The 25,619-nt window shown below is 46.3% G+C and carries 18 protein-coding genes; 1 reads left to right on the top strand and 17 read right to left on the bottom strand.

Annotated features, from left to right (window positions below; translation table 11 throughout):
• Nucleotides 1–9 precede the first annotated feature (9 nt).
• The 17 genes from BSQ33_RS16135 to BSQ33_RS16050 form a co-directional block, all read right to left on the bottom strand.
• Nucleotides 10–1,107 carry a pentapeptide repeat-containing protein gene (locus BSQ33_RS16135; RefSeq protein WP_157721419.1) on the bottom strand — a complete coding sequence of 366 codons (1,098 nt, stop codon included), beginning with the start codon at nt 1,105–1,107 and terminating at the stop codon, nt 10–12.
• Between the two features lie 6 nt (nt 1,108–1,113).
• Nucleotides 1,114–3,732 (bottom strand): DUF2169 family type VI secretion system accessory protein, encoded by a 2,619-nt coding sequence (locus BSQ33_RS16130; RefSeq protein ID WP_088134657.1) that lies wholly within the window; start codon nt 3,730–3,732, stop codon nt 1,114–1,116.
• Nucleotides 3,733–3,734: 2 nt separating this feature from the next.
• Nucleotides 3,735–6,554, bottom strand: a complete 2,820-nt coding sequence (locus BSQ33_RS16125; protein WP_088134656.1) for a contractile injection system protein, VgrG/Pvc8 family — start codon at nt 6,552–6,554, stop codon at nt 3,735–3,737.
• A 206-nt stretch (nt 6,555–6,760) separates the two neighbouring features.
• Entirely contained in the window at nt 6,761–7,351 is a 591-nt protein-coding gene (locus tag BSQ33_RS16120; RefSeq protein ID WP_088134655.1) for a GNAT family N-acetyltransferase, read from the bottom strand.
• 1,006 nt (nt 7,352–8,357) lie between these two features.
• A complete protein-coding gene (locus BSQ33_RS16110) occupies nt 8,358–9,425 on the bottom strand; it encodes a reverse transcriptase/maturase family protein (protein WP_088134653.1) in 1,068 nt (355 codons plus the stop codon).
• A gap of 63 nt (nt 9,426–9,488) precedes the next feature.
• A complete protein-coding gene (locus BSQ33_RS16105; RefSeq protein WP_088134652.1) occupies nt 9,489–9,788 on the bottom strand; it encodes a hypothetical protein in 300 nt (99 codons plus the stop codon).
• Nucleotides 9,789–10,067: 279 nt separating this feature from the next.
• On the bottom strand, nt 10,068–11,207 hold the full coding sequence (gene tssA / locus BSQ33_RS16100; protein ID WP_088134651.1) for a type VI secretion system protein TssA: 1,140 nt from the start codon (nt 11,205–11,207) through the stop codon (nt 10,068–10,070).
• Between the two features lie 24 nt (nt 11,208–11,231).
• Nucleotides 11,232–15,335: a type VI secretion system protein gene (locus tag BSQ33_RS16095; RefSeq protein ID WP_088134650.1), complete on the bottom strand. Its 4,104-nt coding sequence runs from the start codon at nt 15,333–15,335 to the stop codon at nt 11,232–11,234.
• The gene (locus tag BSQ33_RS16090; protein WP_157721418.1) at nt 15,332–16,060 is read right to left on the bottom strand and encodes a DotU family type IV/VI secretion system protein; all 729 of its coding nucleotides are present in this window, start codon (nt 16,058–16,060) and stop codon (nt 15,332–15,334) included. The genes BSQ33_RS16095 and BSQ33_RS16090 overlap by 4 nt, the downstream gene beginning before the upstream one ends.
• Before the next feature lie 2 nt (nt 16,061–16,062).
• Nucleotides 16,063–17,481 (bottom strand): type VI secretion system baseplate subunit TssK, encoded by a 1,419-nt coding sequence (tssK, locus tag BSQ33_RS16085; protein WP_088134648.1) that lies wholly within the window; start codon nt 17,479–17,481, stop codon nt 16,063–16,065.
• A complete protein-coding gene (locus BSQ33_RS16080) occupies nt 17,478–17,957 on the bottom strand; it encodes a hypothetical protein (protein ID WP_088134647.1) in 480 nt (159 codons plus the stop codon). The genes tssK and BSQ33_RS16080 overlap by 4 nt, the downstream gene beginning before the upstream one ends.
• Nucleotides 17,958–17,966: 9 nt before the next feature.
• Complete coding sequence (gene tssG / locus BSQ33_RS16075) at nt 17,967–19,016, bottom strand: type VI secretion system baseplate subunit TssG (RefSeq protein WP_088134646.1); 1,050 nt, start codon at nt 19,014–19,016, stop codon at nt 17,967–17,969.
• Nucleotides 18,980–20,824: a type VI secretion system baseplate subunit TssF gene (gene tssF / locus BSQ33_RS16070; RefSeq protein WP_088134645.1), complete on the bottom strand. Its 1,845-nt coding sequence runs from the start codon at nt 20,822–20,824 to the stop codon at nt 18,980–18,982. The genes tssG and tssF overlap by 37 nt, the downstream gene beginning before the upstream one ends.
• 56 nt (nt 20,825–20,880) lie before the next feature.
• Nucleotides 20,881–21,246: a hypothetical protein gene (locus BSQ33_RS16065; RefSeq protein ID WP_088134644.1), complete on the bottom strand. Its 366-nt coding sequence runs from the start codon at nt 21,244–21,246 to the stop codon at nt 20,881–20,883.
• 2 nt (nt 21,247–21,248) lie between these two features.
• Entirely contained in the window at nt 21,249–21,866 is a 618-nt protein-coding gene (locus tag BSQ33_RS16060; RefSeq protein WP_088134643.1) for a type VI secretion system tube protein Hcp, read from the bottom strand.
• 42 nt (nt 21,867–21,908) lie between these two features.
• Entirely contained in the window at nt 21,909–23,846 is a 1,938-nt protein-coding gene (gene tssC, locus BSQ33_RS16055; RefSeq protein ID WP_088134642.1) for a type VI secretion system contractile sheath large subunit, read from the bottom strand.
• Nucleotides 23,847–23,891: 45 nt separating this feature from the next.
• Nucleotides 23,892–24,131 (bottom strand): hypothetical protein, encoded by a 240-nt coding sequence (locus tag BSQ33_RS16050; RefSeq protein ID WP_021019110.1) that lies wholly within the window; start codon nt 24,129–24,131, stop codon nt 23,892–23,894.
• A 341-nt stretch (nt 24,132–24,472) separates the two neighbouring features.
• On the opposite strand from BSQ33_RS16050, the gene BSQ33_RS16045 reads away from it, so the two are divergent.
• Nucleotides 24,473–25,516, top strand: a complete 1,044-nt coding sequence (locus tag BSQ33_RS16045; protein WP_088134641.1) for a sigma-54 interaction domain-containing protein — start codon at nt 24,473–24,475, stop codon at nt 25,514–25,516.
• Nucleotides 25,517–25,619: the final 103 nt, after the last annotated feature.

Below are 25,619 nucleotides of genomic sequence, written 5' to 3'. Positions count from 1 at the left end.
TCGTCTCCTTTAATGACTGCCCATAACAAGGCTTAAACGCTTATCCATAGCTTGCTGGGTTTTATCGGTTTTCAACAACCCCGCTGCGGGGGTGCCCTGCCATCGATTTTTCTTCTCTACCAACGCATGAACATTAGTGCGCAGTACGGTGCAACGCTCAAATACACATTTCACCGCATTGGCATAACTCAGGTTGGTGTAGGTGCAGTTGCTCCCGGTAAAATCGACGGCTTCAAGCGCAGCATGGCTAAAGCTAGCTTGCGTCAGGTTGCTATTTACAAAGAGGCAGTCACGTATCTCTGCCTTGCCAAATTTGCCATTAGAAACCTCCGCCTGAGAGAAATCACAACGCCTCAGATAACTGCCGATAAACAGGCTTTTTGCCAATTGAGCCTCGCCAAAATCACAGTCTGTGATTTCACAGGCAGAGAAATTGCAATTGTTCGCCGTCGTACCATGGAAATTAACACCGTTCAACTGGCTGTTATTACAAGTACAGTGATGAAAGTTGAGGCCGGAAAAATCCAAACCACTAAGATTGCACTTCAGCAGCAGCACGTGGATAAACTCGCACTGAGTCAGGGTAAGCTGGGTGAAATCGTTTTCTACCCAAGATACGTTTTCAAAATGCGCCCCATTAAAAACCGCCCCTGCCATCACCACCTTGGTAAACGACACGGTCTTCCAGCGACATTGTTCAAAGCAAGCGTGACTTAAGTCCCCAAGACAGAAGCCACAGGACTGAAAATCTACCTGCTGCCAATGCGTGTCGGAGAGATCGCAATCGCTGAAAGTGAGTTTACTGATATCTCCGCGCCAGTGGCTTTTTATCATCCGACAAGCCGTCATCTTGGTGACAGAACAGGCGTTATCAATAAACTGGCAGTCACTCAAATCACACTCAACAAAATGGGTATGATCTAAATTGCACTGTTTGAACAGCCTCCCGTCAAACCGGCAGTGGATAAAATGGGCACGCGCCAGATCCAGTCCGCTAAAATCCAGCGTGCGAAAATCCATATCCTGAATCGGCCGTTTGTCGGCTACTGCCTGCGCTATATTGGCGTACTGGCCAACCATGCTTGGCGTTATTTCGTTTTCAATCACTTGCTTTTACCCCTTTAACGACGGTAATGGATAGCGCTGTACGCGCCGCATTTCACAGTGCTTGAAATCGACTTCACGTAAATTGGTTTGGTGAAAAGTCACCGCTGACAAATTACAATCAACAAACCGGGTTTTGCGCAGGTTCGACTGATAAAACAGCGCCGAATTCAACTGACTGTTGATAATATTCCCCTGAAAAATCAGGCTACTGTGCCAAAGACTGTTTTGTAGATCGCACTTATCCAGGTGCGCCCCGGTAAAGTCACAACGCTGAAAGACACTGGCAGTCAATCGGCAGCCAACAAGGTGCAGGTTACGAAAGCTACAATATTCCCAATGCCCCTTATCAAACCCAACCGTCTCACAGCAGTCCGTCACATCAATCTGCACCCGCTGGGCTTTTACACCGGCAAATTCCGCCTGCGCCAACGTTGTCTTTAACAGCGCACAGCGCGTCAGTGAGGCTTGTATCCACTGGCTGGCGGTTAATATACACTCCAACAACGTACACAACGTTAACGTGGCCTCTTGCCACTGAGTGTCCGTCAACCCCAACTGAATCAAGCGCACACTGATCCATTCAGATTTACAGAACAAGCCCCCGGAAAAATCACTGGTCACAATAGACATCTGAGAAAAATGGGCTCGCTCAAAACAACTCTGCTCAAAGTGACTCTCTATCATCACCGCATGATCAAACACCGCTTCAGTACAGCTCACGAAGGCGCTATTGATTCGCGAAAGATTGGCCCGAATAAACCGACAGCGATCCAGCCGAGCCCTTTCCAGTTGCGCTTCTGTTAACACCAGTCCATCACACCAACACCCGGTTAAGTTGGCACCGGTAAGATCGGCTTTTTCCAGCATAACATCGCGTAGATCCTGCCCTGATAGATCCAGTCCGGAAAGATCGGCGCCAAATAGATCGCGCCCGGCCAGTGATTCCCCCTTTTTCACACAGGCGATGACCTGTTGGCGCAACAGCGCAGCACCATCGGCACTCACCTGTTGTTTGGGCATAACACCGGGGGAAAGCTGGCGAGTACGCCGCTGCGACTGAAGCATCATCCGATGCATATGGGCCTGTTTCGCTTCTATTGTTGCGTCTGCCGGTAAAGGTTTATCTGTGCTTTGATCGGCACTCTGGACGGGAACCACTTCAGCAAAACGTGCCAAAATATGCCTTTGTGACTCCACATCCGCCAGACGAGGTGGCATGTTCTTGCTGCTTTTTTCCAACTGCGCACGAGACTCGGCCATTTTAGTCTTGGCGTTTTGTGCCTGTTGCCGTGCCCACTTGATATAAGGCGTTAAATCGAAATCTCGCTTATCAATAAACTCTTGGGGAATTGGCCCCGGCGCTTCACTCACCGTCGTTCGCGCCTGTTCTCGGGCAAACACCTTGTCCCAATCCAGCTCGGGATGTTCACTGCGCATTGTTTCCAGTTGTTTACGCCGCTGGGCTGCCTGTTTTTGCTCATAATCGGCCTGTTCCTGAGCGTACAATTTAGCGCGCCGCGCGGTTTCTTCTTCGCTGTGTTGCGGCAGTAACTGCGAAGCATGAAAGGCATGCCCTGCGGCGGTTTTCGGGTGGGTACGTTCTGCCAACACCTGCTGAAAATAAGCTTTATCACGAGGCTTATCCCCTACATTTTCAAGGGCAAGCAAAAGGTTTTTAATATCCAAGCCCGCCGAGTCATAGGCAGGTAACACCCCACGGTGAATCGCTATACCAAGTTCCAACTCCGGAAAAAACCATACCGTATCAATATGTGTAGGAATTTCTATAAATTCTGAATGTTCATGGTGCTCTTGGGTCACAAACGCCCTCACCAAAACATTAGGCAAATGCCCTTCTATCCGGCTTTTTTCTGGGTGGAAACCCGATAAAGCGTAGTGTTCACTGGGTAAAAAGTCGCCTTTTCGTTGTTGTTCAGGCGGTGCCACATTAAAAAGTCGAGGATCTGTATCATGTGGAAACCCTGGTTGGATGTGGTCCAACCAATGTTGATCATATGTTCCTTGATATTGTGCTCGTTGGGGATGAGTTAGCTCTCTTGGTAGAAAACTCGCCACACGGCGCTTTTCCGTGTCCGGCTCAATCGATTCCTTTGCCAGATAGAGATTAGCGAGATGGTAAACCTCTTTTTCCCTATCAAAATTAGCTTTATTCAAAACGCCTTTGCCTTTTGGGTTTTCAGTAAAACCCTTTCCGCCATAGGACTCGGCATCACCTAACGGCATCTGAATAAAAGGTTCAGGGGCACTCACCTGTCGACTGCGCAATAAACCACCTGAGCGACAAGTGCGATTGCCCACCACACGAACAGACTTCGCCACGTCACCCATTTTAAAATGCACCATCATTTCTGGAATCGGCTTGGCCTCTTTGGCGAAGGCCTTCCCGGCTAAAAGACACTCAGAGCGGCCTTTGGCATGGCCTGTATCCAAAACAATGCCTTTCGACAAATAAGGCTGTAACCGAAGCCATTGGGCATTTTCTTCCAATAATGTTGGTTCTTTACCAAGCTGAAAAAAACTCAATGCACTCACCACAAACTGATGACCCTGAAAGTCATAAGTTTGTTTTAGCAGGCTTAGGGTTGAGGGTTTAATAACTTGCATGGTTACATGATGGATAAAACGGCATCGACCGTGATATTTACGGTAACGAGAGAAAGAGAGAGTGTATACTCTATACTCTTGGTCCCAGCAGATGCCTCTTCATTATCTACCTTCACTCCACCCCGTGTTTTATTATGAGTATATACTCCCGCAGTATCCTCACTGACTGTCACAAGACCTTCATACTTGGTATTGTGCGTTGTATCACCGGAAATCGTGTCATTCGTTATCTGGGTACCACTAATTGTATTCGTTGTCGTCTGAGCTCCTGTAATTGTATTCGTCGTCGTACTATCACCAGTTGTAACGTTACTCGTTATATTTCCAGCTAGCATAGTATTCATCGTCGTACATAATCCGCTTACCACACTGATATCAGCTTTTATGCCCATAAAGGTGCTATTGGAATTACACGCTCCCGTCACAGTACTGGTATCAGATTTAATTCCACCAAACGTGCTCACCGACGTGCAATCACCAAGAACCGTTGAGGTATCTGATTTTATGCCTTCAAATGTACTGATCGAGGTGCTGGTCCCAACGACATGGCTCTCGTTATAACTTGAGCCATCAGGCAATCCATTACAGATATCAATAATTCTTTGATTAGGAACTCTCCCATTAATAAAGCTCAGGTTATTTTCATCAACTGAATCGGTAAACGGGCCCTGATAGGAGATATTGACGCTTTTATTGGATTGTGAATAACTCTGGCGGCAGTTGTTGTAGCTCACGCTGTAATCCTGCTCGCTATGGCTTTCGCTAAAATGGCTGCCTTGGGACACGCTGGCATTGGCTAACCCCTTCGCGCCATTGCTGGTGGTGGAATAACTGAATGAACAGCCTTGATCGTAACTCGCTCCGCCAAATTTCGCGCCCAACACCGTTGGATTCCCATAGGCGGTCTGCACCACAGTCATGGCGGTTTTTAGATCGGGCGTGGCTTCACTGCCAAAATGAATATTGAGGCTATCCCCATAGCTGGTGTTACAGCTGCTGCCCCAATTGGTATTAAAGGTCCAGCTGTTGTTGCGCCATAAACGAGGCTGGATCGTTTTCTGCCCGTGAGAAGATAATACCTGTTGGATCTGAGGAATTTCGCTTTCATTATCCCCTCTTCCGATCATCACCATTGAGCCCACCGCAGGCGCGGTTTGTGAACCATCCGAAAGGGCGATCCAATGAGTGATATCCGTATCGACATCCGTTGCAAACTGCACCACACAGCCGATCTGTTTATTTCTTTCAATACTTGAGCCCGATTGATTTAAACCAAATTGAGTTGCGGAAAGCTCCGTAGAAAAATCGCTTTTTTCTAAAAAATAACTGCTTTTCGGTACCGCACTTTCTATTACCGTCGCTAACACACTCCCTTGATGGGTGTCTTGTATTGTAAAAGGTGTAATCAGTACCTCTGTTGATACGTCTTGTGTCCCCGTGGGTAATGGTGTTGCCTCAACGGATCCAGTGTAGGGGCTGTGCTCGGAGGCTTTGTGAGTAATTTTGGTTACTACAAATACCGCGCCATCAAACTGAGCAGGCATGAGATTATCTGCGGTATAACGTTGGTCCTTGCCCTCTAGGCCTTTGCCAATAAGGGAGCCACTTGGGTTCAATGTCGAGGCATTGCTCGGGTGAATCGCCTGCTGACTCAAGGTAAATGCGTATCCGGGGCTCAAAAAATAGCAGGTTGCATCCCCTGTCAATGTGGTTTGCTGGCAAGCGAGCTGTTGATCAATATAGGCTAAGCTTTCCTCGGATTCATCTTTGTTCACACCGTAGGCAAAGGTCTTATAGAAATGAAAATCAGAATGATCTGTGTCGTCAACTACCGGATAACTGGTGTACTCGGCCACCGCATTGGTTTCCCAGTTGGCTTGTTGATGTGTTAACACACTCTGCACGCCTTGGGTGGTAAGTTGCGTTTGATAGCTAAGGTTGCAAAACAAGTCCGCCTGTTGCAGACCCAACCCTTGACTATCCGTGTAGCTGTAGCGTAAGGACACTTGTCCATCCACAGCCCCCGGGATGGTTACATCTTGCGCACGCGATGGCTGATTAGAAAACACCAACGTCAAACCCGCGTCGGCATGAATAAAGTAGAAGTGAATGGCTGCTTTTTTCATCAGCCGTTGTAACATGGCAAAATCCGTTTCCCCCGCTTGCAGCCAATCTTGTACACGAGAAGCCGATAACCCCGTGATGCGATAGTCTACGTGAAAGCGCTGTCCATAGCGGGACAGTTCAGGTTTTAGCAATTCGCCAATCACACCTTGAATCGACAAGCCTTTAAACACGTGATACTTATTTCTAAGCGTCAACGGAAAAAGTGGTGATGCCAATGCCACCGTATATTCTCCTGGCGCGCTTAAACTAACCGAACTGACAATGCCATTAAAATAACGTGAGGCAAGGGGTTGGTTGGCACCGTACTGAGTATACCCTGGTGGTGTCTCATTCGATGCAAAATCACTGGTGTAACCTAATTTTGCCTGTGCCCATTGCCCCAGCAGACTGGCTGCCACCCCTTGAATATGGGGAAGAGGCTTGCCTGATTTATCCGACTCCGGTATGTCACCAAAGTCAGAATGAGTTCCCTGATTTGGTTTTCCGACATCAGTCAGTGCATTGCCCCGTAACACCAGGGTAAATTGATAAGGTTCGGAAACCTGCTCCTGCCCTTGTAGGGAGACTAAGCGAAGGTAATTGGCATTCAACGTCTTGGCGTCATGACCCACATCAACAGAAAACGACAGGGACGTGTTAAATTGTCGTCCTCCCTGCAATGCCATATAGTCTAAAGGCAAATCATTCTCGCTCATCCGCACCACACTCAGTTATACCCATTAAAAATGCTTTGCTTAAGGTATTGCAGAAAGAGTGCCAATCATATAAAACCTTACAAAACAAATGGTTGCATGATTTCTCATTGTGTTTCAGTCAATGCTCATGGGTTAAATGATCGGCGACTGGGTGATTCCTTACCCACGGCATCAGCGTCATTGATCGGGTAAAATCTGAGGCGACACTATACACGCAATAGATCCTCTTTGGTGGCGACTATCTGGTAGTCAGAGCCCATATCGGCGATCAGTTTTCGTAACTCATTACGCCATTGTCGCTCTGTTTTATCTGGGCCAAAGTAATACCACTTTTCGTTGTTATCCGCAGAGGAAACTTGGATAGGCAATGCTGTAAAACCAATTTTGGTCAGGGCTTTTTGCGAAGGTAAGTTGTGGTCATACACTTTGGCATAACAACAGCGCATTCCTTTCTGCTGTTCACCCATTTTTAGCAAAATGGTCACCGCTTGTGGCCCAAAACCGTAGCCTTGGAAATCTTCCCCTAGCCAGTAATAGAAAAATCCCGTGCCGTTAAAGACTTCTAAACAAACCGATCCAATAAAGCCCCATTCTTGATGGATAACCGCATAGAGATAATGGTTTGGATAGCGGCGACAGGTGTGTAACCAGTTTCGCCACTCATCGTCATTATGAAACTTAGGTAAGTTACACAGGGTCGCGACACTTTTATTTGCGTCTCTTTGTTTGGTATAAGCCCACCGATACGAATCAATATGATGAGGCTCTAGCAGGGTTAATGTTAGCTCCCCCGGCATCCCACTCTTTAGAAAGGTTTTTTCTTTTGTGCTTACATATTGATATTGAATCCAGTTGTAATATTTAACAAATTCGCATTCATCATAATGTTTCAGTAAAGCACATCTCAAAATATGGCTCGCTACTCGAGTGTCGCCTCATCGCAAATGCATGATTTTGTGATTATTAGGCTTTCGTGTTCTTCTGTTGGATTAGTCCGTAGCAATTTTTATGCTTTTTTCTTTTGCTTGATTGTTACCAGTCTCGATCAATTAGTTACATGTCGTTTGGGGCTCGTGCCATTCGTTAAGCCTCCTTAGTGTAGGTTCTGCCCTCCTTAGTAGTGCGCTCTTTCGTCTCATTCAGCTCGGGGCGCCTGCACCTTGTATCGGTTTGTGCATTCAGTATGTTCGATGTTGGCTGATAGCGTTCCCCTTTTAGTTGGGTTTTCGTCGACTTGTCAACGGGTTTTTCTCCTCACTCTGGTTGGTTGGGAATGCGTTATCAGTCGTGGTCTGTCCGTCGATAGTATTCTGATGTGTTGGGGCTATTTGTGCCTTTCCTTTCGTTTTTTGCTAAGCGTTATTTTCTTGTCACACTTGCACTTTTTTTGGTGTGGTTTTAGCGTCTTCTACCCCTTTCGGCCTTTTTTTCTATAGCCAGTTGCGCGTTTTTGTTCGACCGTCGTTGTGTGTAGTTGATAGCGCCCTCGTGGTTTAGCGCGCTGGGCGCCATTCCTTGCCGTTCCGCATTTTGAGCATGTTTCGCGGCTGCTCTTCTGGACGTGTTTGCTGCCTGCCACTCGTCTCTTGCTTCGGCATAATATTGCACCCTCTCCGCTCCCTTAGCTCTTCGTTCATGTTCGTGTGCACTCCAGCTCCTTCTGTGCATCAGGTCTTCCTCGTATCTTTTATTACCTGGCATATTCAATAACCTCTATTTGGTGTTCAAGTCATGTCATCCCTACTGTCGATATTAGGGATCTAGATACATAAGTCACAGATTCGAGGTCAGATCAAAAACTATCTACCCCCAAAACCCTTTCTTTACTAACTCGCTCCCAAGCCGACTTGTTTTAATCACGTCGAGAACGAGCTGTAAATCTATCTCTACCCCGCTTCGTGCCCATTGCAACCAACGTTTTACATACTCAGCGATGCGTATTGCTGCTGCACCTTGCTCATAAAGCTGCTTGAGTTTGCCAATGTGGTTGGCGATGGTTGTCCACGCCAGCGTCACTGTTTGTTCCGACGAGGGTGTAATTCGATAACCTAAGAAATCGAAGCCCGTTTCTTTTATTCTGCCGATATAAGTTTTGAAGGGATGCTTGGTTTGTTTGACCGCATCCAGACACTCATTCATTAGCCGCACCACGTGCCGCAGTTGATGACGGGTTTTACACAACACCAGCCAATCGTCCATGTATCGGTAGTATTTCAATTGATGCTGCTGGCAATACTCGCCTAACACTTTGTCCATCGAATCCAAATATAAAACCCCAAGCAGCGGCGAAAGTGGGTTGCCCTTGCTAATACCCTTGTCCACGTGGTGTAGGCTGCCATTCACATTGTCTAAGCGGGTTAGCATTTGCTCTATAAGCGCCAACACACGGCCATCACCAATACGCTCGGCCAATAAATCCAACAGCACTTGGTGGTCAATGGTGGCATAGTACGAATCCACATCGGACCGGCACACAAAGTGATAACCATCGACGGCTCCCTTGACCTGACGGACACAGCCTTTGGCGCCACCACGGCCCGCGAGGTGATAGCAATCATCACTTAACCGCGGGGCCAATTGATCCGTTAAGACCAGGGTTAATGCTTTTAGAACCAGCGCATCCCGCGCGCACCAAACCCCTACGCTCTCTCCGCCCACTTGTATAGTTCGGCATGGCTCAAACCGATACTCACCTGCACGCAATTGCTGCTGGAGTTCGCTTTTGATGCTCGCCCAGTGAAAGCGCAGATGCCACACATCATGATTATGATGGCTATCTTTTCTGGCTTGGCATAACCATTGGTAGGCCAACGCCAGATTCTCATCTTTGATCATCTGTTCGAGGGTTGGCGATGGCGCAAGATGATTCATCTGCTATCGGCCAACTTTTCGTTGCATTTATTCGGCATATCAATACCATCGAATTTACTCAGTTTAGGCCTCTGCTGCGGCTTCTTCTAGTGACGGTTCAGCATCGGTCGCCTCGGCCACTTCCGCGGGTTGGTTCTTTGCAGCAATCGCTGGAAGGATCGCGTTATCTAAGAAGATTTCTAAATCTTTGAGAATGAGGTCTTTGACATCTTCCGTCGTTGGTCCTTCTTCCTCAGCTAAGGTGCCTTTTTTTAAATGCGCCATCACTTCTTCGATAATGCTGGTAAGTGAGGAAGCAAGCTGTTCTTCTAACTTTGGCAACACTAAGCCCAATTGAATTTTAAATGCGATATCTTCTGCCATGATCTATCCCTTTAAATCGGTTTGTTGTCGTTTCCTGATGAACATTTCGTGGAAAACGAGAACGCTGTTCACACTGTTTATACTGTAGATAGCAATTACATTGCCAACTTTTCAAAAAACAAAAAATACATTTAAAAACATTAACTTAAATTATTTCACCCATTCTTTATTGATTGGCGTGGGTGGATTAAAACCCTAAAAACAGGGGCCAAGTGGGTCATTACACATCCCAATCGTAAGCTCATGAACCTAATCGTGGATACCGGGGCCATTGCGAGATCACTCAGGCTCGATCCCCATCATATCGAACACATTAATTTGCCCGCTTCTTCTTAGAAATATTTCTTGGTATAGCTCGGGCGCGCTCATATTGCCCCAATCACAAGCGGTATAGACCAGATAAGGCACAATAGAGTGCGGGTCATCGCGTCTTAAAAAATCGGCGGCACGTAGCAATGCGGCAAACGCGTCTTCGCGGGTACGAATGGCCCCAGAGGAAGAGCCGCCTTGCCCATCATTGCCACCGCCACCATCACCTTCCCCATGCGCAGCATCGCCACTTGGGTCCAGTGAAGCGCCTGCGGCCTCATCGTCTGAGGATGAAAAATAAAGGCCCCGGCGCTGTAATTCTTGATGCCAGAGTGTCTCTATTTGCGCTAAACATCCGACAAAATCACTAAATGTTGGGCTTTGCGCTGCCAGCATCTCATCCAACCAATCCACAAATGCAGTCATGGCTTGCTGAGCAGACACCACGTGAGCGAGTTGTTCTTGCAAAAAGTCACTGGCGGTCGCGGCTAAGCGCTGCTTAAAATCTTGGGTCGTTGCACCTTGCCAGGGTGTTTTTAACTTATTCTGCCGTTGCAGCTTTTCGTAGTGTTGCGCATTTTGCCAATCGTTCCAGCTCAGCTCCTCGCCATCAAGCTCAGCGCAAGTTAATGGAAAACTTTGCACGACCAGGGTTAATTTGTTGTTGATCCAACTCAGCGGGTTAGTGCGAAATTCCACATCATCATCAAGCATTTCAGGGTACATTGTGTCCCAATATTGCATACACAACTGCTGCAATAAAAAGGCAGCCGGGGCAATCCCGGCCAATCCTTCCAAGTGAAGATTCGCCTCAAAGAGCCAAATGCCAAGCTGCAAATCTTTACTTTTATTGGCAAGCGCCTGTATGGCGGTGGTTTTAACTAACGCCCAGTCGGCGACTTTCAGATCGTGGGTCCACACGCCCATGGGCAGTGTGGGGTCATCGTTTTGCCGTGCTTCTTTAATGGTAAAGTAAACCCCATTATGGCGAACGGATTCCCCCACACCATGCTCACCAATGGGGGCTAATAATTCATCCAGGGTCATGCCAAAGTGGCTGGCGATGTATGCTTCCGTAGAGGAAGGATGTGGGTTGACTATGTGCGTCATATGGATGCTCTCTATCTTGCCTCATCATTTAAATTTGGGCGCATAAGTCGGGAATGAATCGGGAAAAGCGACGGTGTGCCACTGCCCTGTTTCATCCGCCACTTGTGCCTGCAACAGTATGTTCGAGCGACTAATATAGGTCGGACTGCTCAACGGTTTGGTGTTGCCTGACTCGTCCTTCAAGCCAACTGGGACATAAAATGACAGCAAACGAGCACCATGAGCAGCGTGCATTTCATCGCTGTCATAGCGGCGTAGCCATTGGAATAAGCCCCATTTGCCTTGGCTGATAAAGGTCGCGGTACGTTCCTGCGGATCAATCCTTGGTTTATGCGCGGCGGCCTGACCAGCCATGTCCTGAGGACGGTAAGCCGACCCTTCTGCCCACCGTAATGACAAAGACAAGGGCTGACCAGGTTGCCATGTCAGTTGATCATCGCCATTGGGAAAGCCCGCCACATGTTTATCATCGCTCAGCGTCCACTGAATCACTTGATTATTACCCTGGCCTTGTTGGTTGGGGGCGTTAAACGTCACCTTCAGTGCCACGCGCCATGTTTTGGTTTTGTCATCCCACGCTTGCTGCATGAACGCACTGATGGCGTCCATCTGTTGGATAAAATGAATCCATGATTGCGGGATTTGGTGATCTTTTTGCCGCTCTTGAGTCAGCAGCGCGAATAAGCCTTGGCTGTCTTGGCGATAACGTTCGAGGTAACGATGCAATGCTTTTAGCCCCACATCACCGCCGCCGGCGACAGGTGAATCAGCAAACGGGAATTTACCCGCAACGTCTTGATTGAACTGCTCGGCAATATCGACATACCGTGCGATAGCTAAGCTTTGCTCCGAGCTACTGCAATGCATCGCTACCTGGCGAATAATTTGGTCATGACGAATCGCAAACCAACCGTCTTCTCCTGACAATTCGCGCATCAGATCCAAAGACGAGCACTCGGAGACGGCCGCCTGTTTGAATTTTTTGCCGATCAGTTTATCAAGTAATAACGGCATGTTATTGGGCTCGCCACGCTCAAAATCTCTCAGGTTCTGTAATGTCGCCAGCCAACGTTGTACCCGCTCGTTACTCAGCCCGGTCTGCGTATTTTGTAAGTAGATGATTAAGGGCTGCGTCTGATTATAGGCCAGATAGCTGAGACGCTGACGTTGATTGGTTAAGTAGGCTTTCAGCGATTTGCCACTGCTTATATCAAACAGCGCTTGACTCAACGTTGATTGCTGCCATTGAGGCGCGTTAAGCGGCTGATAGAGGTGATAGTCTCTCACCAGTTGATCGGCTATTTTTAGCTGCTGAAAGATGAATTTCTGAATCTGCTGATTCAGCCATTGCACACTGGCATAGTCACCTTGCTGCTTGAGTAGGCTGTCGATTTGAATCAGTAGCCCTTGCACCTGAGTAAAACTTTTGACCGCATTGTGGAGGCGCTTTTCCCGATAAGACACGATATCGAGCACCGCCGCTGGTGGGCCCACTTGTTGCGAGGGATGAATCATGGCGTTACTTAATAAACGTTGCGTTGCCTGTTGTAACCGATTTTGTAAAGCCCCAACGAATAGCGAAGTGTGACCAGGTTGCGTTAAATAGTTCTGGTAGTCGGCTAAGGCGGAAATTAACTTTTGTAAGGGGGCGGGTTGCCATAAAATGATCGGCTCTGAAGAGTCAATGAAGGGCGGAAATCCCTCACGGACAAAGCCAATTTTTGTAATGGTATTCAAGCTTTTGAGCATCGCGGTTAAGTCTGACGATTCACTCAATAAACCGCGCTGATCAAACTGAAACAATGAACCAAATGGAGAGGCGGTGACACTGACCAGAGCTTGTCTCACGGCTTGGTCACAACGCTCAGGAGAAAAACGGGCCTGCATGCGCGCTAAATCTTGGCTGTTATAGAAACCATGAGGTAGCAAAGCCTGCCGGATTGCATCAAATTGGTGCTCTAAAACAGAACAGGGGCTACTGTTTACCGATGTGGTCAGCCAATCTTTTTTGGTGGTATTGAGCCAGCGCTGAAACGCTTGACTGGCCGGGATAATCTGCGCCGGTGGCATCTTATTCTGTTCCGACACTGGTTGTAGGGTGTTATTAAAACGCTGCACCGCGGCAATCGGCAGTTGTTGGGCGTATTTTATCAGCGCATCATGCAGATGATGGGTGAGATCGTCCAGATACCTCATGATCAGTGATGTCGAAACCAGCGGTCGGTTTTCAACGATCCAAGGCTCTGCATAGTTCGCGCGGCGCACCGCCCCCACTATCAGTTGGTCGTTTAAATCGATACCTGTGGGCACGGGATTATCATAAAGATAATTCAGTAACGACGTCAGCTTTTCTGACACGCCTTGCGTGCTGGCCTTCGGGCTCGCTAACAACGCTAAATAGTTCTGGTTCTGCACAAAACCTAACAGTTGCTTTTGAAACACCTGCATTGTCTGCATTAATACCGGATAACTGGTTTGCGCGAGATCCTCCTCACTCATCAACAGCGACAGTTGTTTGGCCCGCAGTTTTAAGCGTGCATCCAGCCCGACCAACAGGGTTTTTTGGATGAGATTTTGCGCCACCAGACGCTCTTTATCTATTTCTTGCCAATCAAACCAAGAAAGCGGGATCATGAGAGACAGGTTACGTTGACTGATATGATTTAAGCCAATCAATAATTGATAGGTATTGGCCCCGGTAGCACTGTCATCCGGTGCTAATTGGCTCAACTGTTGATAAGTACCGCGCACATATTGGTTCCATTGGTAAAATCGAACAATGTCGATGCCAAGCCAGCCGGTCATCACCACCGCAGCTACCAGTGTGCCGATTTGAAAGCGGCGTAACAGTTGGTTGGTAGAAAAGCGGCGTTTTTCTACCATCGATGCAAGGTGACGCTCAGCAAAAATTTTCTGATGAAAAGCATCTTCGACAAACGCTGTCCGCTGATCATATTGACCACAGAAATAGACCCCTCTCAATGGCGGAGACTCTTGTAATCCACTGCGTGTAAACGCCGATTTTATGACTTCAGTGAGTGGCATTTCCAGTTTGGCAAAGCGGTTCACAAATAACATAAAGTCATCGATTTCAGATAACGCACCACCGCTGGACGCAACACGCAGTTGGGCATTCTGCAAAGCCTCTAACGTGCTGACAAACGCTTCTCTGATCCATACAAGATTGAACGCTCGCTCTAAACGGTAAGGATTCGACCAACCGACCATCTGCTGGCGCTGCGTATCTGGCTGTGCTTGCCAAAAGGCTTCAAACCCAGCCACTTGGTCACAATCAGAAATAAAAACATAAACAGGTAACACGAAACCCGATGTTTTTTGTACCTGCCACAGTTGCTGAAACACTCGTTCGCCGAGTGCATCCAACGCACCGGGTTGCGGATCATTGAGCAGGCTTTTTGCAGAAATAACCAGCGTGATATTGTCTAAAGCGCGTTCAGGCCTGAACCAATGCAGTTGATTTAAGGTCTCAGAGAGCTCGTCGCCACAAGTTTCAATCACCACGCCATGATCATAAAAGTGCCACCCACTCCGCTGCCCCAACATGCGTTTCTCTTGTGGTAATAGATTGGCACGGCGGCCGGTTTTTACCGATTGAATCAACGCCGCACGATTATCACTGTCTTCGCCGATCAGAAGCGTCCAAGGTAAGTGGTAACGCCACTCTCGGCGCGTGATCAAAAATTTAATCGCATTCGCGGCGCGATTGGCATGAATATGACGCCGTCGACGACGAATCGTACCGGTGGACGCCCGCTTGGCTTTACGCTGCTGCCACCCTTGCCCTATTTTTCGCCATGGCCACAGTAGGGTTCGATAAATCCAACGACAACTGCCAACCAATACCCGTGTGGTCCACATCACCACTCGTTTGAGATATTTCACCCCAAAAATGACCAAGACAATGGCGAAAATAATCGCAACAATAAGCCCAACCATCTGCCAAAGTGGGTCTTGCCAGATCGGCCTGAAGTGTTCGATCAATGGTGATAAACGCACCATCAACTGCTGATACAGGCTGGATAAGGTATCGACCAGATAATCCAATTGCCTGAAGAACGGCTGGGTTTGGTTGATCGCGTTTTGGATTCGCGTTGGAATATCACTCATGAGAACAACTCTTGATTCAATAGCAACCAAGCCACCACACCAACAGTGAGAAAGAGCGTCGTGCCGTAGGCAATACCACGATACCAGTTCCCGATGGGTGCTAAACGTTGCTCATATTGGGACTTTAAGTTGTGTTGATAGGCTTGTGGTTGTAAGTAATCGACCGATATCGCCTGATGGCGGGAAACCAGCTTAAAGAGCTTGTCTCGATACTGCTCTAAAATAGGGTCATCACGATACTGCCCGGCAAACCCCAGCCGCAGCACAAGCAGATAGACCGAGGCGAGCTGAATTTCAAAACTATCATGCTTGGAACCTTGCAATAACCGATCGAATTGACGATACAACGTCCCGCCAGCGGAGCAACTCTGATAGAAATAATCTTCTAGTAAGACATTGCTCCAATACGCCTGCCCGATCCAATCTAGCTCCAGTATGAAGATTTCATCCGCCATGGCGGCCAAAGCAAAACATGCTTGATCAAAAATAATGGCCTGCCGCTCACTGAGCTTAGTTGTCCAATATTGGCGTTGCTGATTCAACCATTGACTCAAAAACAGACTCATTGCATGGGCGGCATCTTCATGTGTTGGCTGCTCTTGTAACTTTAAAATGAGCTTGGCTTCCACCAATAACTGTTCGTCTTGTATCCAGTTTTTGACGGTGGCGATTTTTTGATAAAACTCAGTGGTGAGCTCGACCAGATTCAGTGAGGACTGAGGCACGATCAATCTCCTTCATCCAAAGCAATATTGGTTTGATGCGGCAGATGCAAAATAATACGCTTGGGTTGCATGGACTTAATTTTGCCATTGGTACACGCAATGACTAATGATTGCCCGGCTTTGATAAAGCGTTCATCCACTTTGATATAAAACAGGGCATTGCCGGACGACTGTCTGATCCCCGTTGCTTCATCGAATTCTGTCGCTTCAGATTTTGCACCCAACACGCGTTTTATCGATAATTCTTTATGAATGCGTGCCGACGCAATACGACAATCCGCCAGCCATTCCGCCATCTCAGCAGGAATTTGATTGTCTCTCGCCTGCAATTCAATCAAAAGATCTTGGCCACTCCATGCTTTATCAAAAGCAATCGAGAAGACACCATCCTGCCCTTCTTCAAAAGGTAAGCTGGTATAACGTAAATTCACTTTATCAAGTTGCGAAATAATATAGTTGAGCGCAACGTCGATACCACTTTGGCAGTCGTCATGGCTATACCGCGGTAATTTGGGCGGGATAGCGCTCATATCTAGCTCACACAAGGTGCCAACCACGCGCGCCAACACTTGGTATACCGACCACGGTGCACTTTTTTCATTGTCCGATAATAACTCAAATTCCGGCAAATGCTGGACCATCGCGCGAATCCAATGGCGGTGTTGCTCAGTGACTCGGTTACCAAACTGTTCATCGCCTTTCTCGGCAAAGCCCGCTAATTGACGCGCTTTTTTACGGATCAGAAAAGCCCCTTTTTGTAGGCGGTTCTGTAGCGGTCGGCGCTCAAGCCCTTGTTCTTGCTGGTGTAAAAAATGGTCTGCGCCGATTTGCAGCAGCGGGGGAGAATATTCGGTGACTTCGAACTGGTCACCCTCGGTTTTTCTGACTTCTAAGAGCGGAAGCGACACGTATTGCTGACGCACTTTGCCGCCGATTTGGAGAGCCATACAGGGTTGTAAACGTTGCACTTCGGCGCTGCCCTCACCGGTATTATCATCTTTCACAGGTTCACTCTGTGTGGCGACAAAACGCTGAATATCCGAGCTGTGACTGGCACTGCCCGGCACCCGAATCGGCACCGTTAACATAATCTTTGCTTTGCCGACTTCTGCCAGTTCCGGATAGTCGTTGAGATCCAAGGCCAATCGAAGCGCGGCCGGTTCGGTCGTCAAACCATCGTAATCAATCAATAATCCATCCGGCATGATTGCTCGCAAAGCGGTGACTTCGACAACGCCTTCCAGCAACCGACTTTCATCGACTCGCATCGACAAAATGCCCCATTGATAGGGCTGGAGAGATTGGGTTAAAAATTCAAGCTGCCGCTCCCAGTAGATATGATTTTGTTGGAAATGCTGAGGAGAAAGCATCATACCTTCAAACCAACATACGGGTTGTGGCAAGGGACTTAAGATAGTCATTCGCTTTGTTCCTTTAATGTATAGCGATCTTTGCGTAACCGAATGTCCAAATGTTTAAACTGACTCAAATCCGCCTGATATTGACCTTTTGGATCGAGATAGTTCGCAAATAGAATCACATGAATTGCGGCTTGATAATTGTCGGGCAATGGCACTTTTTGCGGTGCCGTTTGTGGCACAACTTCCAGATGAACGATGTCCAGAGCATGTTGATAGCGTAGTAAAAACGCGGCTTTGTTTTTAAACCATGCTGAGCCTGTCAGATGTTTTAAGCCTTCTTCTAAACTGTCTTGATAAACAAACAGAATGTCCATGGATACCGGAATATTTTGGTTACTGTGCACATCTGACTGGACAGAAATAGACGCTATCTCATTATTCTGCTCGGGATAGAATGGAATGTACTTTGTGACACCACATCCTGACGCTGTCAGAAGGAATATCAGCAAAACCGGACCAATAGCATTTTTTCTCATGACATCCCCCTACACGATATTCAACATGAAACTGATGCGTTTCGTTTGGGGAACCGCACTTTGTAATGCAGCCCCATAGCCCAAACGATTGGTCATGCTCGGCCGGTTGCCTAAATGGGTTGCGTTTTCCTCGTGCTTCTCTTCGGGCTGGCACACTATCGTCATGAAACAATCGCAACGCTTTTCAGCGAGCCAAGCGACCAACTGTTTCAGTTTTGGAAAATCCTCACCACCGGGGACAAGCTGGGCAAGACGGCGATGACTGACCGGACCCACCACTAAACCAAATGCAGCCTGCTGATCCCAAACTTTTTTACCTAATGTCGCTTCACCCCCTAAGCGGTGATTCGATTTACCTAACAATGTCTGGTCTTGTTTCTGGACCGTCAGCCAACGACCAAGCAGACTTTGCAGTTCAATCACGGGTAAATTCAGTACCGTCTGCATGACCCGGCAGATGGTCGGGAAATTGAGACGACAATTGGCTAAATGACCAGAAAGTGCAATCAAATCGCTGGGATGTTGCCCACTCAAACGGCGCTGTTGAGGAAGCGAATGACCACTTAACGCCAATAAACATTGACCGATATAACTATGGCTGGCATCACTGCTTGCCAAGGTATAACTATGCTGCGCCTGAATGAGGTAGCGAAGGGCATGAATACGATGATTAAAAATATTAATCAATGCCTTCATCGCCCCCTGACCATCATGCAGATCATCGATCATCATTTCAGAGAATGGCTCAGGCAGCGGTCCGTCCAAACCATAAATATTGTAGTAGGCGCACTCAATCATGTGTTTTTCTGCATGGTCTACGTCATGCTCAGACATCAGGGCTTGCTTTGACGATGAGACTCGGCGAATTTCTCCGGGTGGCAAGCTACGAGAAAGCGAGCCGGTAAAGAAAACTTTTCGCCCTAATTCTTCTAAGATCTCGTCTTCTGTTACGCCGCTACCAATGAATAAGCGCACCAATTGATAGAATGACCAAGTCACCCCAGCTTCGTGAAATAATTGGTTTACAGAATAACCTTTTCGCCAATGCGTGGTTGCCATTGTCGCCACACTCCTTCTCGTTGATCACTGACCAGTTGCAATTGAACAAAATGATTTAACGTCGTATATAAACCAAAGAAGTAACTCAATACAGCACCGAACAGTAATGGATTAGAATCCGAAAAATAGTCTTCGTTAATGGCCAATGTAATCAGACTTCCACGGCAGTGACCCCGCCATGAATCCGCGCCAATCCGCTTGGTAATGGCTTGCACGTTCATCGAGTCAATTCCCGCTAATTGACGTTGATGCGTCATAGAACTGGCATGGCTATATAAGCCCAACGTTTGCTTCAAAGCGACCAGACTGTCTTCCTTTCCACTCAGTGAACTCAGGTTTAATGACAGTTGAGACAATAGTTTCAGCGTATTCTTGCTCTGCAACTTGGCCGCTCTGAATTTACTGGGGCTATCTTGGATACTCGCATTGATCATTGGCCCCGACCCGACCAGCTGCATGGTCTGACCTGCTCTCAACGACTCAGGAATACGGCGGTTATTACACAATCCTTTGACGACAAGCGTTTGATCCACCGGGTCGCTAGGAGAAAAATCCGGTTGATAGAGAGAAATTAAAATATCCAGCCCATGCTCTCCGGGCGCTAATAAATCCACCGGACGCGTAATATAAAATTGCTGAGCGCTACTTTGGGCATTTGCACCTAGCCATGGGCTAACTAGGCGGCTTTGGCTGTTATAAGCAATACTTCTCACGTCGGTAATATTGTGGACTTCGCCATACAGATAATGCCGTTCATCGGCTAATAGCCGATATTCATGCTGGCTCTGAATCAAGGCAATGGGCTTAAATGTTTTTTCATACAAATTAATCGCAGGAAAACAATTTAACTTGAAGCAGTGGGGATGAAGATGAATGCTTTTCGACGATTGCTCCAGTAACAACAGGATCTCGATATTGTCATGCGCTTCACTCAAGATGTCACACGCGTCCAAGCCCTTGATATCAAGAAAATAAAATTTCTCAATAAAAGAAAAATATTCCTGGAGTAGGCGATAAGCGCGTAAACTTCCGGCATCATCTGGCAGTACATTTTGCTGTTCTTCAAACCCTTGCCATTGCAAAATGGCTGATAACGGCTTGCTCGGCCCATCCAAACGAGTAATTTTATCGCCCACACGAACGGCCACCCCCAGCAAATGATCATTTAACAGTTGATACAGTTTTGCTCGTTGCTCAACATCCGCAATGTAAAAACGTAAACGGTCAATAGGGTAATCTTTGATCGGATCCGTGCCCAGATTGCTGACTTTAATCGAAAGAATCGATTTTAAAAGCTGCCCCGATTTCGTTCCGAGTTGGTCCAGTTCAGCAAATGAATTTTTCGGAATAATATCGGTCTTTTCAGCGATTAACGGCCATAATGGGGTCTCATAACTGTTTTCAAATCGACACTCGAGTGTGTCTTTCTCACCATTTGCACCGGTGCGACTGGCTGTCGCGACAAATTGACGTCCTTTTTCAAGCACATAACCATTAATAAAATTGGCACCATCAATTTCAACATTCGCTTGTAATACCGTCATACAAGGCAGTGACCGCATCAGATTCGGATAAAGGCTGCTCAGCAATTGGTTGGGTATTTGACTTTGTTGCTGGACTAAATCCGAACGTAAACGCCCGGTCATATAAGCAAACGACTGCAACAACTGCTCCACATGAGGGTCTGCCGATCGGCCAGCACTCAACTGAAGTTCAGCCGCGACCTCAGGATAGGTGCGGCTAAAATCTTCTACAGACGTCCTCAGATAGCGCATTTCTTGTTGAAAAAAATGGTGGTTCTGTGACATGTCAAAGTAACCCTTTTATGTGCTCGGTCGTGCTTTACAACCTGACTCAGTCGCGACTAATGAAAGACAAAATTTTGCTCGAACTCTTCGTTATAAAGACAGATTTTCAGCTGACAATAGGAGACTTCCGCTCTGGATTTGATAGCCATTACCTGCACTTCTTTGATTCTCGGCTCATGAAGATTAATCAGTTGAGCCAAATGCTGTTGAAACTGAATAATTTGCTGCTCATGACTTAACGATACGTCCACAACGGACCAAGGCCCGTTGTGGTCATCACTCAACGCATCAGTATCAGCATCCACGCCCGCGTCAAGGAACGCGCCAAAGCACAAAATATGTTCGACATTACGAATAACAGAATCTCGTGTTGTGATGCTCTCCCCCGGTGATGTTAATTTCTCAAAAAAAGCCTTCGTCAAAATTAACTACCATTAGTTATTTTGGCTATCGGGCGGTTTTGTCCAATACTCCAGGCGGCACCTGTGGTTCCCTTATTACCTATTGCAGCCCCCTGGACTTGGTGGAACCAGCCAATTTCAGTAAAATTCAATTTGAATTGCTCAGTGGGCATATCATTGGGGTGGGATTGAAAGTGAATTTCACTAATCAAGGCAGCTCTTAATTCAAACCGCATGATGATATTCAGCTGATCTCCTGAATTACGCAGTATCCAAATCATTGTAGGCGGTTCACTTTTACCGACATCATCAAGAAGTTTGGCGCGCAGACAGTGGTCATACATCCTTGGTGAGGATTCATCAGTATATTTAACGCAGGTAAAATCGGTAATCACCGGCCGCCCCGATGTACGAGAGTTATTGCTTACATCGGTGGTGACCTGTTGTTGAATACCTTGACTCACAGAAACCAGTTCAATGCACTTTTTACCATCAAATAAAGCGCCCCCAACATTTGCTGTCATTGCTTGCCAATTAGGCCCTGCTTCCCCATCAATCATCGTACCAATTCTCGTACCATCAGGATTGAGTTCACCTGACGCAATACCAGTCGAACCAAATTGTAATAATATTAAGTCCATAATCGTTTTATCTCTTAAAAGGTCATTATCAAACTAGCTTCATTAAGGTAACTCTGCTACCAAACGAATCGAGGCGGTCAATTCTTCCAACTGAAAATGCGGTCGCAAAAAGACGATCGAACGATAACTGCCCGGTTTACCCGGTATATCCATCACATCAATACGGGATTCTCTCAAGGGATAGCTGGCTTTCATGGTTTGCGGGGCAGCATCATCGACCAACACATAATTGCTAATCCAATTATTGAGGTAATCGGAGATACCATCTTTAGTTGCAAAACTCCCCACTTTGTCACGCATAATCACTTTGATGTAGTGGGCAAAGCGGGACGCATTGAGCACATAGGGAAGCATGGTAGAAATACGTGCGTTGGCGTTAGCTGAATCGGTGTTGTATTTGAGGGGCTGCCCGGTGGTTTGCCCACCAAAGAAAGCGGCTTTATCACTGCCTTTGCAATGCAAAATGGCCATAAATCCCAGATCATTGAGCTCTTTCTCACGGCGATCGGTGATGGAAACTTGAGTGGGGCAAGTCAGTTTGATGTCACCCGCTGGCGTTTTAAACGTATGTGCGGGTAATCCTTCGACTAATCCGCCGCCTTCAACACCACGAATAGCCGCCAGCCAACCGTATTGAGAAAACGCATTGGTGATTCTCTGACCGAGCACATACGCGGGGTTACCCCACAAATATTTACGTGCATCGGAACCATCCACATCTTCTACAAAATCAAAGCCCTCTGCTACAACCGTTTCGGGGCCGTAAGGTAGGCGTAGTAAGACTTTAGGCAACGTCAGTGACACATAACGTGCATCTTCGCTACTGCGAAAGCTTCGCCATTTAATTAATTCAGCGCTCTCGAAGATTTTGGTCAGATCTCTGGGCTGTGCAAGCGTAAAGAAATCTTCCATATCAAACAGTTTAGCGTAGGCTGAAGATATAAACGGCGCATGGGCCGAAGAGGCGACACCCGAAATTTTTTCAAGGAGTTCAATATCTTCCGGGTGACGACCAAATTCATAATCCCCAATTAAGAATGAGTACGGGTCGCCCCCGTAGGTACCAAACTCTTCCTCATAAACTTTCTTGAATAAGGCACTTTGGTCAAACTCAACGGCTTTTTGCAAATCTTTAAGCAGATCTTTTTTCGATACGTTCAGTAAGCGAATTTTAAGTGTCGCGCCCGTTTCTGTATTCATGACAAAGAAGTGCAAACCACGCCATGTCGCTTCTAAGGCTTGAAACTCTGGGGCATGCATCACTTGGTTGATTTGGTTGGTTAGATTGCTGTCAATCTGCGCGATTTTGTCCGTCATGAGATCACTGGCAAAGCGTCCGGTCAGCGTTGCGCGATTTTTTAAAATCGACTGAGCAAATTCACCAATTAATTCTAATGAATAGGGAATCTGGCCTTCATCCAAAGCCATTCGCCCTTCCGCGAGCATTCTACTGACGGTATCCGTCGGCGTAACAGCTCGCCAATCCGTTCCCTCAGCAAACAAATCCGTCAGTTCCGTTTGCTTCTCTTCATCTGCGAGAATTTCTGTCAGAATCGCATCGAGAGGGTCATTGCCATCCAACTTTGCGGTCATATCACGAATACGGTTTCTGGATTCATAAATCGCATTGGTTGGCACAATTTGTTTCACTAAATTAATGGGCTCAAAATCTTCAATTCGATTGAAAAAGAGTTCTAGATTGAGTTTTTCACCTTCATCATTGACTAAATTGTCAACTTTATAAGCGAGTCGAACACCACTCCCAGCCATCACATCGTTAAAGTTATCGCGGTCTATTTCGACAAACTCCCTCTCTTTAAGAGGAGGTAGCGCCTCTTTCGGGGACCCAGACAGATCAGATAACACCCCGACAATCAATGGCAGCTCGCGTTGAACGATTGCATCTCCTATTTCCACATCATAAGTAATGTGCACTCGAGGTTTTCTAATTCTGGATAGTTTCTTCTGATTGCTTTCCAAAATTCAATCTCCATTAAATTTGTGGAACATCTCACATGAAATGTTTTAATTACTTTTCGCTAAGCGAAAATAAACTTGGTTATTTCTAATGGTCGATATGACTTTGCCCTCTTTTTCCAAAAACTTTAGAGCATTATCAACAGCAACTATTGAGTCATCTAATAGTTGTTGTTTAACCCACCAATCTCTTATTCCTAAAATAGTATCTTCACTATCTGGATGTTGTTTTAGATAGTCATTAATTAAAACGGCAACATCACTTTTACAGCTATAATTATTCTCCATAAGGTATGGCCCTTTGATTTAACTGAACAGAAATAAGCAATATAGATGCCACAAAATTACAATCTATAATTTACTGTTTTTAATACAAAATATTTATTTAATAAACCATGACTCAGGCTTCAAATACCCAACTGCATTAAATAAAACCCGCTAATGGGTAAATTAAATACATATAAATATTTTTATAAATTAATAAAAATAACCCAACTGGGTTAGCAATGACCCACAAAATGCCTTATAGATAGACAAAAAGGATAAGAAACAATTGGTATACATATTGCTTTATCCATCAAATAGAATAACAATTTAAAATTCATTGATATCATACAGGGAGTGGAAAGGTGAACATCATTGAAAAAAACATCATTGGTCAATCGGCCAGTATTCTAGACCTAAAAGAAAACATTAAATCCCTATCTAACTATACAGCGACGCTATTAATTTCTGGAGAAACAGGGACCGGTAAGGAACTGGTTGCCAGAGGATTACATTACAGTGGCTGCTTATCGAGGAAGCCATTTATCGCGATTAACTGCTCGACCTTTACAGATGAATTATTCATCAGTGAACTCTTCGGCTATAAAAAAGGCGCATTTACCGATGCCAAAAATGATAAAGAAGGGCTCCTATCATCAGCGAATGGCGGTACGATATTTCTCGATGAAATTGACAGTTTGTCTTTGAAATCTCAAGCTTCTCTGTTAAGAGTGCTACAAGAGTCTGAATATAGACCTATCGGTTCGAACGAGACGCTCAAGGTCAATGTCCGCTTTATTGTCGCAACCAATTCAAACCTTGAGGAAAAGATAAAAGAGGGACTTTTCCGTCAGGATCTGTACTTCAGAATATTTATTTTATCCATCTCAATTCCTCCGCTGAGAGAGAGGAAGTCAGATATACCATTACTTGTTAAACACTTTATAGATAAGCTCAATTGCCAATATCTACTCAACAGAACCTCTGTCACGGCAGATTCAATGGCCTACCTCACCAGCCAGTCATGGCCTGGTAACATCAGAGAATTAGAAAATTGTATTCATCGACACTATTTATTATCAAAAGATGAATTAATTGATATACAAAGTTCAGACAAAAAATTTATTAAAGATACGCCGCCAACAATCACAGAACCTCATCCCTCGTTAAATGACACAATGACCTTCACATTACCACTGATGGAAAATAATGCCGATGAGCTTTTGAACTTTTCAGATGCGAAAAGGGCAGCGATAGAAACCTTTGAAGCAAAATTTGTTTCTAGAATACTTTATGTCTGTGATGGCAATGTTACGCAAGCCGCAAAACTCTGTGGAAAAGAGAGAAGAGCTTTTGGTAAAATGGTGAAAAAATATAATATTAAAAACAACGAGGTAAATATTTTATAAATACACCATTGACGAGGATAAATTGATGAATCATTCAAATGACTTATGTATATAGATTATAAAAAATTTATTTTATAGTATTCTCATATCACAATGATGGGAA

The organism is Vibrio gazogenes (genome assembly GCF_002196515.1).
Classification (GTDB): Bacteria; Pseudomonadota; Gammaproteobacteria; order Enterobacterales; family Vibrionaceae; genus Vibrio; species Vibrio gazogenes_A.
This window is presented reverse-complemented; position numbering and strand designations above follow the sequence as displayed.

Excerpts from the sequence above, each read along its gene's own strand:
- tssG (WP_088134646.1), bottom strand. The coding sequence starts at position 19,016 with ATGGCAACCACGCATTGGCGAAAAGGTTATTCTGTAAACCAATTATTT.
- BSQ33_RS16050 (WP_021019110.1), bottom strand. The coding sequence starts at position 24,131 with ATGGAGAATAATTATAGCTGTAAAAGTGATGTTGCCGTTTTAATTAAT.
- tssF (WP_088134645.1), bottom strand. The coding sequence starts at position 20,824 with ATGTCACAGAACCACCATTTTTTTCAACAAGAAATGCGCTATCTGAGG.
- BSQ33_RS16060 (WP_088134643.1), bottom strand. The coding sequence starts at position 21,866 with ATGGACTTAATATTATTACAATTTGGTTCGACTGGTATTGCGTCAGGT.
- BSQ33_RS16130 (WP_088134657.1), bottom strand. The coding sequence starts at position 3,732 with ATGCAAGTTATTAAACCCTCAACCCTAAGCCTGCTAAAACAAACTTAT.
- tssA (WP_088134651.1), bottom strand. The coding sequence starts at position 11,207 with ATGACGCACATAGTCAACCCACATCCTTCCTCTACGGAAGCATACATC.
- BSQ33_RS16120 (WP_088134655.1), bottom strand. The coding sequence starts at position 7,351 with ATGCCGGGGGAGCTAACATTAACCCTGCTAGAGCCTCATCATATTGAT.
- BSQ33_RS16095 (WP_088134650.1), bottom strand. The coding sequence starts at position 15,335 with ATGAGTGATATTCCAACGCGAATCCAAAACGCGATCAACCAAACCCAG.
- tssK (WP_088134648.1), bottom strand. The coding sequence starts at position 17,481 with ATGACTATCTTAAGTCCCTTGCCACAACCCGTATGTTGGTTTGAAGGT.
- BSQ33_RS16110 (WP_088134653.1), bottom strand. The coding sequence starts at position 9,425 with ATGAATCATCTTGCGCCATCGCCAACCCTCGAACAGATGATCAAAGAT.
- BSQ33_RS16080 (WP_088134647.1), bottom strand. The coding sequence starts at position 17,957 with ATGAGAAAAAATGCTATTGGTCCGGTTTTGCTGATATTCCTTCTGACA.
- BSQ33_RS16105 (WP_088134652.1), bottom strand. The coding sequence starts at position 9,788 with ATGGCAGAAGATATCGCATTTAAAATTCAATTGGGCTTAGTGTTGCCA.
- BSQ33_RS16125 (WP_088134656.1), bottom strand. The coding sequence starts at position 6,554 with ATGAGCGAGAATGATTTGCCTTTAGACTATATGGCATTGCAGGGAGGA.